This is a genomic window from Exiguobacterium profundum, assembly GCF_042652865.1.
GTDB lineage: Bacteria > Bacillota > Bacilli > Exiguobacteriales > Exiguobacteriaceae > Exiguobacterium > Exiguobacterium profundum.
This window is the reverse complement of record NZ_JBHSHG010000001.1, coordinates 297515-311003: the sequence shown is the minus strand read 5'-3', so window position 1 is coordinate 311003 and position 13489 is coordinate 297515. Positions and strand designations below refer to the sequence as shown.

13 protein-coding genes and 1 other annotated feature are annotated in these 13489 nt (G+C 44.6%); of the genes, 3 read left to right on the top strand and 10 right to left on the bottom strand.

All coding sequences use genetic code 11. From position 1 onward, the window contains the following. Positions 1 to 28: 28 nt before the first annotated feature. The 4 genes from ACFO4U_RS01580 to ACFO4U_RS01565 all read right to left on the bottom strand — a co-directional run bounded on the left by ACFO4U_RS01580 (position 29) and on the right by ACFO4U_RS01565 (position 2866). Positions 29 to 1261 carry a DUF2254 domain-containing protein gene (locus ACFO4U_RS01580; protein ID WP_215244088.1) on the bottom strand — a complete coding sequence of 411 codons (1233 nt, stop codon included), beginning with the start codon at positions 1259 to 1261 and terminating at the stop codon, positions 29 to 31. Between the two features lie 63 nt (positions 1262 to 1324). Next, a complete protein-coding gene (mecA, locus tag ACFO4U_RS01575) occupies positions 1325 to 1981 on the bottom strand; it encodes an adaptor protein MecA (RefSeq protein ID WP_215244089.1) in 657 nt (218 codons plus the stop codon). A gap of 171 nt (positions 1982 to 2152) precedes the next feature. Next, the gene (gene spxA, locus ACFO4U_RS01570; RefSeq protein ID WP_015881217.1) at positions 2153 to 2551 is read right to left on the bottom strand and encodes a transcriptional regulator SpxA; all 399 of its coding nucleotides are present in this window, start codon (positions 2549 to 2551) and stop codon (positions 2153 to 2155) included. Between the two features lie 177 nt (positions 2552 to 2728). Then, positions 2729 to 2866 carry a hypothetical protein gene (locus ACFO4U_RS01565; RefSeq protein WP_015881216.1) on the bottom strand — a complete coding sequence of 46 codons (138 nt, stop codon included), beginning with the start codon at positions 2864 to 2866 and terminating at the stop codon, positions 2729 to 2731. Positions 2867 to 3088: 222 nt separating this feature from the next. Between ACFO4U_RS01565 and ACFO4U_RS01560 the strand changes: the two genes are divergently transcribed. Beyond that, positions 3089 to 3622, top strand: a complete 534-nt coding sequence (locus ACFO4U_RS01560) for an HD domain-containing protein (protein WP_214730890.1) — start codon at positions 3089 to 3091, stop codon at positions 3620 to 3622. 76 nt (positions 3623 to 3698) lie between these two features. On the opposite strand, the gene ACFO4U_RS01555 is transcribed toward ACFO4U_RS01560, so the two are convergent. The 5 genes from ACFO4U_RS01555 to ACFO4U_RS01535 all read right to left on the bottom strand — a co-directional run bounded on the left by ACFO4U_RS01555 (position 3699) and on the right by ACFO4U_RS01535 (position 9623). After that, positions 3699 to 4649 carry an ABC transporter ATP-binding protein gene (locus tag ACFO4U_RS01555; protein WP_074037423.1) on the bottom strand — a complete coding sequence of 317 codons (951 nt, stop codon included), beginning with the start codon at positions 4647 to 4649 and terminating at the stop codon, positions 3699 to 3701. After that, positions 4649 to 5722, bottom strand: coding sequence for an ABC transporter ATP-binding protein (locus ACFO4U_RS01550; protein ID WP_015881213.1), 1074 nt, complete (start codon positions 5720 to 5722; stop codon positions 4649 to 4651). The genes ACFO4U_RS01555 and ACFO4U_RS01550 overlap by 1 nt, the downstream gene beginning before the upstream one ends. A gap of 23 nt (positions 5723 to 5745) precedes the next feature. Continuing rightward, the gene (gene opp3C / locus ACFO4U_RS01545; RefSeq protein ID WP_074037425.1) at positions 5746 to 6771 is read right to left on the bottom strand and encodes an oligopeptide ABC transporter permease; all 1026 of its coding nucleotides are present in this window, start codon (positions 6769 to 6771) and stop codon (positions 5746 to 5748) included. Then, on the bottom strand, positions 6771 to 7697 hold the full coding sequence (gene opp3b / locus ACFO4U_RS01540; protein WP_074037427.1) for an oligopeptide ABC transporter permease: 927 nt from the start codon (positions 7695 to 7697) through the stop codon (positions 6771 to 6773). Before opp3b ends, opp3C begins: the two co-directional genes overlap by 1 nt. 306 nt (positions 7698 to 8003) lie before the next feature. After that, positions 8004 to 9623 (bottom strand): peptide ABC transporter substrate-binding protein, encoded by a 1620-nt coding sequence (locus tag ACFO4U_RS01535; RefSeq protein WP_074037428.1) that lies wholly within the window; start codon positions 9621 to 9623, stop codon positions 8004 to 8006. 269 nt (positions 9624 to 9892) lie between these two features. Between ACFO4U_RS01535 and ACFO4U_RS01530 the strand changes: the two genes are divergently transcribed. After that, positions 9893 to 10261, top strand: a complete 369-nt coding sequence (locus tag ACFO4U_RS01530) for a DUF3899 domain-containing protein (protein WP_159562017.1) — start codon at positions 9893 to 9895, stop codon at positions 10259 to 10261. 42 nt (positions 10262 to 10303) lie between these two features. Then, positions 10304 to 10512: a binding site (T-box leader), on the top strand. A gap of 50 nt (positions 10513 to 10562) precedes the next feature. Next, a complete protein-coding gene (gene trpS, locus ACFO4U_RS01525) occupies positions 10563 to 11564 on the top strand; it encodes a tryptophan--tRNA ligase (protein WP_074037431.1) in 1002 nt (333 codons plus the stop codon). A gap of 103 nt (positions 11565 to 11667) precedes the next feature. Here trpS and ACFO4U_RS01520 read toward each other — a convergent pair whose 3' ends face one another. After that, on the bottom strand, positions 11668 to 13323 hold the full coding sequence (locus ACFO4U_RS01520) for a peptide ABC transporter substrate-binding protein (protein ID WP_196430462.1): 1656 nt from the start codon (positions 13321 to 13323) through the stop codon (positions 11668 to 11670). Positions 13324 to 13489: the final 166 nt, after the last annotated feature.

Genomic DNA, 13489 nt, shown 5'->3' with positions numbered 1-13489 from the left:
CCTCTTCTTTAGAACAGGTGGTCTCTACTCATGTCGTCATCTTTTTAGCCCGATTCATCTTATTGCGCAAATAGTTCTGTTCTTTCGCATGAAGACGATCCCAATCAATCACATCCGCAAAATATTGAATCATGTCCTCAAATGTCGAATCGAGTGTTTCATGTGCTTGGAGGCGCGCCATTCGAATCGCCTCGAACACGGACCCCATCACAAAGATATCTCGGCTCGCATAAGTCTGCATCGGCGATAGCGATTCAAATAGAATCGTCTCAAGCGTTTTTCGTTTCACATGCCAGTCAGACTTCCCGTTCGAATACAAAAAATCACCATCTGGTAATTCACAAAGTTCTCTTAAAATATCCCCGATGTAATGAATCGCATGAATTGCCGTGTTCGGATCATTGATTCCTGGAGAGATTCCTCTTAGCGCAATCTCACTCAATTTTTCAACCGCAAATGACGGGTCTTGCATCGAAGAACGAACTTCGCCAATCTCAAACAACTCGATGTCCGGCACATCCTCACCCTTCCAGAATCCGAGTAAATCACCTTTAGCAACGAAATCCCCGACGGCTACGACGGACTCAAAGTCCGTTTCTTGATCTCCTTGCTTCTCTCTTAAAAACAATCGGATGTACCCTGTTCGCGGAGCTCGTACCGCTTGACCATGGAATGAATGGACGGATCGAGGCAGGACGAGATGAACCTCATCCGACTCAATCGCATCTTTTTGCTCGCTGATGACAGAGAGCGCTTCTTTATGTAACGCGGACAATAGACGTTCCGCCTGAATCGAAACACTGATCGTCTGGATGAACTTGACGAATGCCCAAATCGAACCAATAACTAAGAGCACACTGATCCCGGACGACAACACGACGCCTTCATCTGCCGTACGGACGAGGAATAAGTTCGAAATCCCATAAACCGTCGTCATGATGAAAAGACCGAGCGTATGCTTGGCCGACGAGTTCGTCAAAAAGTTATTGATCGTCCGGGGAGAGAACTGAGAAGAATATGTTGTCAATACGACCAGAATCGTGGAAAAACTGAACGTCATCATCGTCATCAGGCTCGTAAATGTCGAAGACAACACGGATGCCGCTGAGTCCAGATCTAAATAAATAAAGTCTGGTAATAAATCACGAAAAAAATCCCCAAACACTTGGGTTAATGCCGTTAATACGATGCCACCCATTCCGTATAAAAATGGGACAAACCATGCACTGTCATCAAGTAGTAATCGAATTCGTCTCACCATACCAACACCTCTTTACCGTCGATTTGAAAAAATCGCCTGTCCAACTGAACAGGCGATGTACCATTAAAAATAGTGACGCACTTTCGCAAAGACGTCGCCATCGAGAATGAGTTTCCCATACTCTTCTAGCATCGGTTGCGTCTGTGTACTGAATGTTAAATACTCTGCTAAAAGACTGAGTGCATTCTCTTCGTCTTCCGGTTCCATTTCATCCGGGAAATCAATCCACAAGTAGTAACGGTCTTGAAAGTGGTATAGTTTCAAATCAAGATCGCTGAACATGTCTCCTGTACGTTTACTCAGCGAAATGATTGCCTCGAAATCATTTGTTTCCATCGCGAGTGGTGCCCAAGCATCTGCCTCGGCTTCAAGTTCATCCAACTCACTCAATTGGTCGAGTACCGATTGTTGATCCCGTGCCTCATCGATTGCTGATCGAAGAAGCGAACCGAGTTCAGAATCGTCTTCCGTGTTCATTACATTTTTCGCGATTGTCACAGTCACTTCTAGACCTTTTTCAAAAGCTTGTACTTGAATCCATAGTGGACCATCAAACGAGATGTCTTCACGTTCGTGAGCCTCGTCCATCATTTGCCAGAACAGCTGCTCGCCTCGTTCTCGATTGTACCAAATTTCATCACGAGCAAAACCACGTTTCTCGATATCCACGTATGTGATGAAAAATTTGACGGTATTATCATTGATGCGCTCAATTTTCACGATTGTCCACTCCCTTCTCACCTCGCTCCCAATTCACATAAGGAGGAGAGGGGAAATTGTCTTTTTATCTTTGTACCCTTTTTAACATCGTTCAATCTAGATGAAGGGTTATAACTTTATTTTATAGGAAATAATCGATAATAAAAAGCACACTGCTTAAACAGTATGCTCTCATTCATTCACAAGTCGCTGGGCTTCCTGTAATTGGAACGTCCGAACTTTACGTGGCAAGAATCGACGAATCTCATCTTCGTTATATCCGACCTGTAAACGTTTCTCATCAATCAGAATCGGACGACGTAAAAGACCTGGATATTCTTGAATCAAATCGTAAAGCTGTTGAAGAGATAACGCATCAACAGACACATCGATTTTAGAAAAGACTTTCGAGCGAGTCGAAATGATTTCATCCGTCCCGTCTTCTGTCATACGTAAAATTTGTTTAATCTCATTCAATGAGAGCGGTTCTGAAAATATGTTTCGTTCTGTAAACGGGATATCATGTTCTTCGAGCCAAGCCCGTGCCTTTCGGCAAGATGTACAGCTTGGAGACGTATAAAGTGTGACCATTTTTCTTCCTCCCTGATCGAGTATGCGTCCATCTTTTTAAGTGACTCTATTTGTATACCCAAATTCGCATCCACTTAATTATAGTAATTCTTATTTATCAAAACTTCAATGATATTCTTTATCAATCAGATATGAAAAGAGGGCGCATTCGTTGAATGCGACCTTGAACGACCTAACTTAAGACGCAGGGATTCGAGAAACCGGTTGAGACACCGTCTCTTTCCCTGGCTTGACTTGTAAGTCTTTCAGCTTTTTCTTCAATACTTCTTTCAAAAGTCTCTTTTTCTCTCGCAGAACTTTGTCACGTTCTTTCATGGCCTCTCACCCCCATACAGCGTAAGGAACCGACCGAGCATTACCGATTCTGAAAATCTTGAAGTTGCACTATATCTACATTTAAATTATAGCACACTCGTTTGTGAAATGTGAATCATTCTTACACGTTCATCTCAAATTTACACAGATATCATTTGCAATGAATTGAAGAAACCTGTATAGTTTATAGAAATAACCTTTTTATTTTAAAGGAGGAGAGCGATGATGAGAATCACTTTAGAAACGATTATGAAACATCCGGTTACCCAAAAATATTTAACTCGATCTGGTTTAAAACATGCGGTCGACGTCTGTGAACGCGCTCTCGAAATGGCAACGAAACGTGGTCTTGATACAGATTTGGCGACGAAAGCTGCGCTTCTTCATGATATCGGACACTATGAATGGTATACAGAAGGTAAATGGAATTATGATTTGTATCGTCAGAACGATATCCATGCGATTAAGGGGGCCGAACGTGCCCACAAATTATTGATTCGTTTAGGGGAAGATCCAGCCCGAGCAAAAGAGATTTCTGTCATGATTCTCTTGCACACGGATTCCTACCTACCACCGAGTCGTATTCAACGAACTCCACTTCAACAGCTCGTCCATGACGCGGACACGTATGTGGAGCAGCCAGGCGGTCTTCATCATTACGAGACAATGGAAATTGAAGATGCGTTAGCTCGCGTCCGTCAAATCGACGCCATCGTGGAACGTCTTTCTAATTTACCACGCATCTCGAACGGATAATCAGTCACCTACTTTAATAGGTGATTTTTTTGTGCAAAAAAATCCTGACTCAATAAATGAGTCAGGATTGATTTCGTTATACGAGTTGCGCTTTATACGCTTCGTACTCTTCGTCTGTGAGCGAGACATAGTGCCCCGGCTCAACTTCGCGAAGTGGCGGGATACTTGAATCTTCATCTGAACGTCCGACTGGACCTTTCGATGTCGATTCATATACGATCCGTTTACGTGTACGCTCATGCTCTGGGTCTGGAAGCGGAATCGCTGAAAGGAGCGATTTCGTATAGGCATGAATTGGGTTCTCATAAAGGCGATCTGCTGTTGCAAGCTCTACGAGGTGACCTTGATACATAACACCGATACGGTCAGAGATGTATTTAACCATCGATAAATCGTGAGCGATGAACAAATACGTCAAATCGCGATCGCGTTGCAATTCTTTCATCAAGTTGACGACCTGCGCTTGAATCGAAACGTCAAGTGCAGAAATCGGCTCATCGGCGATGATGAAGTCCGGTTCAACCGCAAGAGCACGGGCAATCCCGATACGCTGACGCTGACCACCTGAGAATTCATGTGGATAACGGCTCGCGTGCTCTTTCGTCAAACCAACTGTTTCAAGAAGGTCATATACGCGATTCATGCGGTCTTCTTTCGTCTTCGCAAGACCGTGAATATCGATTCCTTCTGCGATGATATCGGCGACTGTCATACGCGGATTGAGCGAAGCGTATGGATCTTGGAAAATCATTTGCATCGCACGGTTGAATTTCAACTTGTCTGCCTTCGATTTTTTTTCGTGGACGTTTTCGCCTTTGAACACGACATCGCCATCCGTCGCGTCATAGAGACCGATAATCGTACGTCCTGTCGTTGACTTCCCACACCCAGACTCACCTACGAGCCCAAGCACTTCACCTTTGTAAATATCAAATGAAATTCCGTCGACCGCTTTGACAACGCGGCCACGACCAATTTTAAAGTGCTGCTTCAGGTTTTTTACCTCGAGTAATTTCTCGCGTTCCATTATTCAGCACCACCTTTCGTAAACGATTTTGCGAACGCACTGTCTGGACGATATTTGAGAGCAAGTTCACGAATCGCGCGTGGCGGGTTCACTGCTGGCGCTTGCGGATGTAACAACCAACTCGAAGCGAAGTGTGTATCGCTTACTTGGAACATCGGCGGCTCTTTCTCAAAATCAATCTTCATCGCGTATGGATTACGCGGTGCGAATGCATCCCCTTTTGGAGGGTCGAGTAAGTTTGGAGGCGTACCCGGGATTGCCGGTAACGCTTCATTGCGGTCATCTGTCGGACGCGGCATCGAACCGAGAAGTCCCCATGTGTATGGGTGACGTGGCTCATAGAAAATCTCATCAACCGTTCCTTTTTCAACGAGACGTCCCGCATACATAACAGCAACACGGTCAGCCATGTTCGCAACAACGCCAAGGTCGTGCGTGATGAAGATAATCGCTGTGCCGGTCTTTTGCTGAATGTCTTTTAACAATTCAAGAATCTGCGCTTGAATCGTTACGTCGAGTGCTGTTGTCGGTTCATCGGCAATCAACACTTTCGGGTTACATGCGAGTGCGATCGCAATAACGATCCGTTGTCGCATCCCACCAGAAAGTTGGTGTGGATACTGTTTCAAGCGTGCTTCAGGGTTTGGAATCCCTACAAGTGTCAACAGTTCGAGCGTACGTTTCTTCGCATCCTCGCCCGTTAACCCTTGGTGCTGTTTCAACCCTTCTGCGATTTGCTTGTAAATTGTCATCGTCGGGTTGAGCGATGTCATCGGGTCTTGGAAAATCATTGCGATGTCGCGACCCCGAATTTTAAGCATTTCTTTTTCCGAAAGTTTCGCCAAGTCTTTTCCTTCGAACATGATTTCTCCGTTCGTGATTTCACCTGGAGGGTTCGGAATGAGACGCATAATTGCCTTCGAAGTAACGGATTTACCCGAACCCGATTCTCCTACGATGGCGAGCGTCTCGCCTTTTTTCAAATCAAACGAAACACCACGAACAGCCTGAACTGTTCCTGCATATGTGTGGAACGAGACCTCTAAGTCTCGGACTGATAAAATCGTTTCCATGCACGAGTCCCCCTCTTTCTTTTTTATTTACGCATTTTCGGATCGAAAGCATCACGCAAGCCATCGGCAAGCAAGTTGAAGCTGACCATGAGCAAGACGATGATGATAGACGGGATAATAAGAAGGAACGGGAAAGTCCGTAGTTCTTTGTATCCATCGTTGATCAACGTACCAAGTGATGCCTGTGGTGGTTGAAGCCCGATTCCGATAAAGCTGAGGAATGCCTCGAAGAAGATGGCAGATGGAATCGTGAACATGAGTGTGATGATAATGGCACCCAATGTGTTCGGAATTAAATGTTTGAAAATCAAGCGTCCACTTGAAGCACCGAGTGTACGAGCTGCCAAGACGAACTCTTGGTTTTTGAGTTTGAGAATCTGACCTCGAACGAGTCGACTCATCCCAATCCAACCGGTGATGGCCATGGCAAGGATGATGGTGAAGACACCTGGGTCAAAGATCAAGATGAACAAGATGATCAAAATCAAGTTAGGTACACCTGTCAAGATTTCAACAATACGTTGCATGATGTTATCCGTACGTCCACCGAAGTAAGCTGAAATACCACCGTATGCAACTCCAATGATTGTATCGATGATGGCTGCGACTAAACCGATAAAGAGGGAGATTCGTGTCCCTTCCCAAATCCGCGACCAAAGATCACGACCGAGATAATCGGTACCAAACCAGAAGTTTTCTTCTACATTCTTCTGTTCGTAGAAGTCGATTTCACGACCTCCAAGTGTTGCCAACCCATCAAATCCAGCCCATTCAAGTCCAGTGACTTTAGGCGGTAGTTTTGCTTGCGAGATGTTCTGTTCGTATGCATCTCGGCTTGAGAGCATCGGTCCAAACAAAGCGAGTGCGACGAGAATTAAAATAATCGAGAGCGAGATGATAGCCGCCTTGTTTTTCTTTAGGCGCATCCATGCATCTTGCCAAAAGTTCAAACTTTTTCCGGCAATCCGCTCACCAAGCTGTTCATTCATTTCAACTGGTGTGAACATGTCTTGGTCGAACTGTTCGTAATTCTTTTTGTTTTCAATCATCAGTTATTCCCCCCAAGACGAATACGTGGGTCCACAACCCCATAGAGCAAGTCGACAAGTAAAATGATAATAATGAAGAGGGCCGAGAAGAAGAGTGTCGTGCCCATGATGACAGAGTAATCATTCAACGTGATTGACGTAACGAACAATTCTCCAAGACCAGGTACTGCGAAAATTTTCTCGATAACGAATGTACCCGTTAAAAGTCCAGCTGTCATCGGTCCAAGAATCGTGATCGCTGGGATCATCGCGTTACGTACCATGTGTTTCCATACGATGGCGTTACCCGTCAACCCTTTCGCTTTCGCGAGCGTGACATAGTCTTGTCCGGTTACTTCTAACATCTCGGTTCGGACGAAACGGGCAATTGCTGCCGTAACCCCGAGCGATAACGAGATGGTTGGTAAGATCGTATGAGCTGGAGATTCCCAGAATGCTACCGGAAGCAACTGTAATTTAACTCCAACATAGTACTGAAGGAGGGCTGCAAAGACGAATGATGGGACGGAAATCCCGATTACCGATACGAACATTGAACCATAGTCAATTGCCGTATTGTGACGAATCGCCGCAACAACACCCAACAATACACCTAATAGAGTTCCAAGTACTAATGCCTGAACCCCTAATTGTGCCGATGGACCAATTCGTTCCATAATCAACTCAGTTACTGGACGGTTAGCCGTACGGAACGATACGCCAAGGTCACCTTGTAGCATGTTTCCAATGTACGTCGCATAGCGGACCGGAAGCGGATCATTGAGTCCGTAGCGGTCATTCAACAATTGAATTTGTGATTCTGTCAGTTTTTCCTGGTTCTGATAAGGCGAACCTGGGAGCAGGTCCATCAGGAAGAACGTGAACGTGGCAATCAAGAAGAACGTGATGAGGCCGTAAGTCAGCCGTTGTAGGATATAACGTCCCATGAATAAAAACCCCCTGTTTTGTCTAATTCTTTCTACTACTTGCACCAACAGCTTCACTATGACATATGACCTATTTTTCAAATTCACAAAATGAAAGGAATTTTCTGAAAGAATAGCTTATACGTCATCTCAAGGCTCTTAGTACAGCGACTGAAAATAAAGAAAATTCTTTTCAGAGATTATTCTGAATTTTCACTGTTACTACATTATACTTTACCAACAAAACATTTGAACAGTATTTTCTCATACTTCGCTAGAATTTTTTAGAAAATTGGGGACATGCGGTTAGCATGCCCCCTCCTTCCATTACTTAATATCAACGTATTTGTACTGGTAATCAGCACCAAATAATTGACGGTTGAAGTTCTCGACGTTTGGACGGATCAAGTATGCCACACCAGCTTGGTAGATAGGCATGATTGCTTGATCTTGTTCAATCAAGAGGGCTTCAGCTTCTTTGAACAAGTCGTAACGTGCATCGATGCTTGTTTCAGCAGATGCTTCATCAATCAACTTGTCATACTCAGATGACGAGTAGTTGATGTCGTTTTGTCCATTGTCTGAAGTGAAGATACCAAGGTTCGTAAGCGGATCTTGGTAGTCAGGTCCCCAAAGTGCGAATGACATTTGGTAGTCCCCTTTTGCTTCACGCTCAAGTTTGTTGTTGAAAGGTTGTTGTGCGATCTCAACCGTTACGTTCGGCAAGTTCGACTCGATTTGACCTTTCATGTACTCAGAGATTTGTTTCGATACTTCACTGTCGAACGAGAGGAGTTCGATTGTTGTTGCTTCTCCACCGGTTACTTCTTCCCAAAGTGAAGCAGCTTCTTCAGTGTTTGTTTTGAAGTATTCCACGCCCTCTGTATAATCCGTTCCGTCTTCATACTTGATGAAGTCTTTCGGGATGAATGACGTCGTTGCTACTGAACCGTTGTTCAAGAGCTGATCGATAATCCCTGATGGGTCGACTGCACGTGCGATTGCTTTACGTGCATTTACATCAGAGAAAAGTTCATCTTCATGGTTAAACTTGAAGTAACCAACTGCAGAACGAAGACCTGTGTTGTAATCTTCATCCTCTTGGAATGCTGCGACTTGTTCTGATGCGAGACCAGCATAGTCGACATCGCCCGCTTCATACAAGTTCACGACTGTAGATGTTTCTTTAACAACTTTCACATCAACTGAGTCGAGAGCAACATTTTCTGCATCCCAATATGATTCGTTTTTCGTTAAGACATAGCCTTGTTCACGATCCCATTTAGTCCATGTGAACGGTCCGTTATAAAGAAGGTTTTCAGGACCAGTCGTGAAGTCTTCACCTTTTTCTGTAGCGAATGCTTCGTTGATCGGAGTGAATGTACCGAACGAAGTAAGTGAAAGGAATGATGGGTCTGGACGCTCGAGTGTAACTTCGAGTGTCTTCTCATCGATTGCTTTTACGCCAAGCTCTTCTTTTGGTGTGTCACCAGTGTTGATTGCTTCAGCGTTTTTAACTGTGTTCATGATGTATGCGTACTGTGAGCCTGTTGCAGGATCAACAGCTCGTTGCCAAGCGTAAACAAAGTCGTTTGCTGTGACCGGTTCCCCGTTTGACCATTCAGCATCACGAAGTTTGAACGTGTAAACCGTTTCGTCTTCGTTTACTTCTGGTTCGCCTTCAGCAAGTGCCGGGACGGCATTTCCATCTTTATCAAGACGGTAAAGACCTTCCATTGTGTTGGCGATCAAGTTGAATGCGACCGCGTCTGTAGCAAGAGCCGGATCGGCTGTTGTGATATCTGACGTATCCGTCAAACGAAGAACTTTCTCTCCGTTTGAAGAAGAACCGCCGCCATCAGAGTCTCCGCCTGTCGAACAAGCTGCGAGAACTGAACCGAGTGCCAAGATGATTGTCATCATGAGCAAAATCGATTTTTTCTTCATTGCGATTTCCCCTTTCGTTTTAAAAAACTAGCCGATCGTCGAATAAACATCTTACTTTTTCTTTAATTTTCTGAATATTTCATAAAGTATTCGACGAAAGAACGTTAGGGCTATTGTAAGAAATTTTTAATATAACTGTCAACTATTGAATAAAACGCTGTCATTTGATTTAACATTCTTACTCGCTTTCTGCCCCACCTTCCTAGTATCATAGAAGAAACACGGAATGTTGATGCATTCCCTCTAACGCTCGAAAGGAGATTACATCGTTGAAAAAGTTTCGAAATATATTGATTGTTTGGGGGATTGTCACACTTTTCTATACGGTGTGGTCAATTTTTTCCTATTTCCGAACTGAGTCCTTCACGTTTCATTTGAGTGGCGGCTTGTTCGTTTCAGGTATTCTGATATTTGCCATCGGGATGTTCTCCCATATGAGTGCAACAGGTCTATTTGACGGAATCATGTACGGATTTAAGCGTAATCGACGTGCAAAGTTGAAAGAAATTGACGCGGACTATGAAGAAGATGAGGAAGAAGAACCGGAAGATCGACAACTCCGTAAACAATCGGCTTGGAACTGGGTGTATGTCGGAGTTGGAAGTATCGCTCTCTCATTTCTCGTCGCTTTGATTTAATCTTTTCGTCACTTGAATCCTGTGCTAAACTAAATGCAGAATAAGAACACTTGGATGAAGACAAGTAATTCAATTCCCCTTTTCCTCAGAGAGTCTACGGTGCTGTGAGTAGATGAAAAGTTATTGAATGAATGGACTTCGGAGTGGCTCGCCTGAACAAAAAGTATGGCGAGACGGTTCACGCCCGTTAACGCGTTCAAGTGGCATAGTATATGCAAATTTGGGTGGCACCGCGGTTATTCGTCCCGATTTATTCGGGAGGACGACTGCGGTTTTTTATATTTTTCGGAGGTGTATTCACATGGCAACGATTTTTTCAGGAATCAAACCGACCGGCGTCGTGACGCTCGGGAACTACCTTGGCGCGATGAAACAATTCGTCGACCTACAAGACGACAACAATGCCTATTATTGTATCGTCGATTTACATTCAATTACTGTTCAACTCGACCGTGTCGAGCTCATGAACAACACGCGAAAATTAGCAGCACTTTATCTCGCGTCCGGTCTCGACCCGGAGAAAGCGACGATTTTCGTACAGTCTGAAGTAAAAGCACACGCTCAACTCGGTTGGATGTTAACTTGTATCGCCGGCATGGGCGAGCTCGGTCGTATGACGCAGTATAAAGACAAGTCGCAAGGCAGCGAGAATGTAGGCGCAGGGTTGTTCGTCTACCCGACGCTCATGGCTTCTGATATTTTGTTATACAATACGGAACTCGTTCCAGTCGGAGACGACCAAAAGCAACACATCGAACTTACTCGTGACTTGGCGGAACGCTTTAACAAACGTTATTACGAGACATTCACGATGCCGGAACCACTCATTCAAAAAGAAGGCGCTCGGATCATGTCTCTCACGAATCCCGTGAAGAAGATGTCTAAATCGGATACGAATGCCAAAGGATATATCTCGATGCTCGATGAGCCGAATGTCATTCGCAAGAAAATCAAGAGTGCCGTCACAGATTCGAGTGGTGTCATCTCATTCGATCGGGAGAACAAACCAGGGATTTCAAACTTGTTGGAAATTTATTCACTCTCTACCGGCACTTCAATTGATGACCTCGTCAAGCAATATGAGAATTCGAACTACGGAACATTTAAACAGGATGTGGCAGAAGCGGTCGTTGCCCTGCTTGAACCAATTCAAACGCGTTATCACGAGTTGATTGATTCACCAGAACTCGATGAAATCCTTGATGCCGGTCGCGTGAAGGCTGAAGCCGTCGCGAACAAGAATCTCGCAAAAATCGAGAAAGCGATGGGTCTCAGTCGCAAGCGTGCCAAAGTGAAAAAATAAATGATGTTAAAAAGAACGCTCAGCTGAGCGTTCTTTTTTGTATCAAATATCTACATAAAAAGAGAGACAGGCGTCCCTGTCTCTCTTCGTAAAGATGATTTGATTATTCTTTTCCTTCGATTGAAGCCCACTTGTAAGAGTAGTCCGCACCGAATGCGTGCTCAACGATATCCTTAACATATGGCTTCGTGAGGCGAGCCGATCCACGTTGGTAAACTGGCGAGATTGCGTTCTCTTCAAGAACGATTTTCTCTGCAGCTTGAAGGTCAGCCCAACGCTGTTCAGCATCTGTGCTTGATTTCGCAGATTCGATCAACTTATCGAATTCTTCATTCGACCACTTACCACGGTTGTATGGTCCGTCAGTGACGAAGAGGTCAACGAATGTCATTGGATCTTGGTAGTCAGGACCCCATCCAGCGAATGTGAACTCGAACTCACCTTTGTTCTCAAGGTCAAGTTTGTTGTTGAACGGTTGTTGTTTGATTGTAACCGTAATTCCTGGAAGGTTCTTCTCAAGCTCACCTTTGATGAACTCACCGATTTGCTTCGCAGACTCTGAGTCATAGTTGAGGAGCTCAAGTTCAACTTTGTCTGTTCCGAGCTCTTCAAGTCCAGCTTCCCAAAGTTCTTTCGCACGATCCACGTCATAGCCGCCGATGTCGCCGTTCGCTTCACGGAAGTCTTTGCCGTCAGGACCTGTTACGAAGTCTTTTGGTACGAGGTAGTTCGCAGGAATCGAACCGTTCGCAAGAAGCGTCTCTGAGATTGCTGCTTTATCGTATGCCGCGTCAATCGCGTTACGGATGTTTTGGTTATTTAATTCTTCAACAGCAGTGTTGAACTGGAGGTAGAAGAGTGTTGGTTCAACGACAGTTGAGAACTCTTCGCTGTCTTGATACTGGGCTACGAGTTCAGAAGTCAAGCCTGTGCGGTCAACGTCACCGTTTTCATACAAGTTAACACCTGTTGAAACTTCTTTAACGACTTTAACGTTGATTTCTTCAAGTTTAACTGTGTCAGCATCCCAATAGTCTTCGTTCTTGACCATCTTCCAGCCTTGCTCGCGCTCCCAGCTGTCGAGTTTGAACGGTCCGTTGTAGAGAGTCGTCTCTGCAGATGTACCGAAGTTCTCGCCTTGCTCTTTATCGAATGACTCGAGTTTTGGCATGAATACGCCGAAGCTAGTCAATCCGAGGAAGTAGTCAGCTGGTGCTGTCAATTTAACTTCAAGTGTTTGATCGTCGATTGCTTTAACGCCTACAGCATCGCGCTCGCCTTCACCTGTGTTGTACGCTTCTGCGCCTTCGATGATTGACATAACGTATGCATATTGTGATGCGTTATCTGGGTTGAGTACTTCTTTCCAAGCGTATTCGAAGTCATTCGCTGTGACAGGCTCCCCGTTTGACCAAGTCGCGCCTTCACGGATTTTGAACGTGTACGTTTTCCCGTCTTCTGAAACGTCGTGAGATTCAGCCATCCCCTCAGTCGGGTTGTCTTCTTCGTCCATGCGGTAGAGACCTTCGTTAACGTTGTTCAATACGTTGAACGATACAGCATCTGTTGCGAGTGTCGGGTTAAGTGAAGGAATATCTGAAGAATCGAGCAAGTTGAGGACTTGCGCTTCATCTGCTGAACCTTCGCCTGTTGATCCTTGTGAAGAATCCGTTTCTTCCCCTGTCGAACATGCAGCTAGGAATGCACTTGATAGAAGTGTAACCGATGATGCTAAAGCAAAACCTTTTTTCTTATTCATTGCGATGACCCCCTGATTTTTTCGTTTTAACGAAGTGAATGATGGTAGAAAATTCAGTCATTTCTTCTGACAGTATTTGTTACCAAAATCCCGTTGATGCAATAATACAATATTCTGATAATTTTGCAAAGTGTTTATTTTGATTTTTCTAAAAAATTTTATCTAT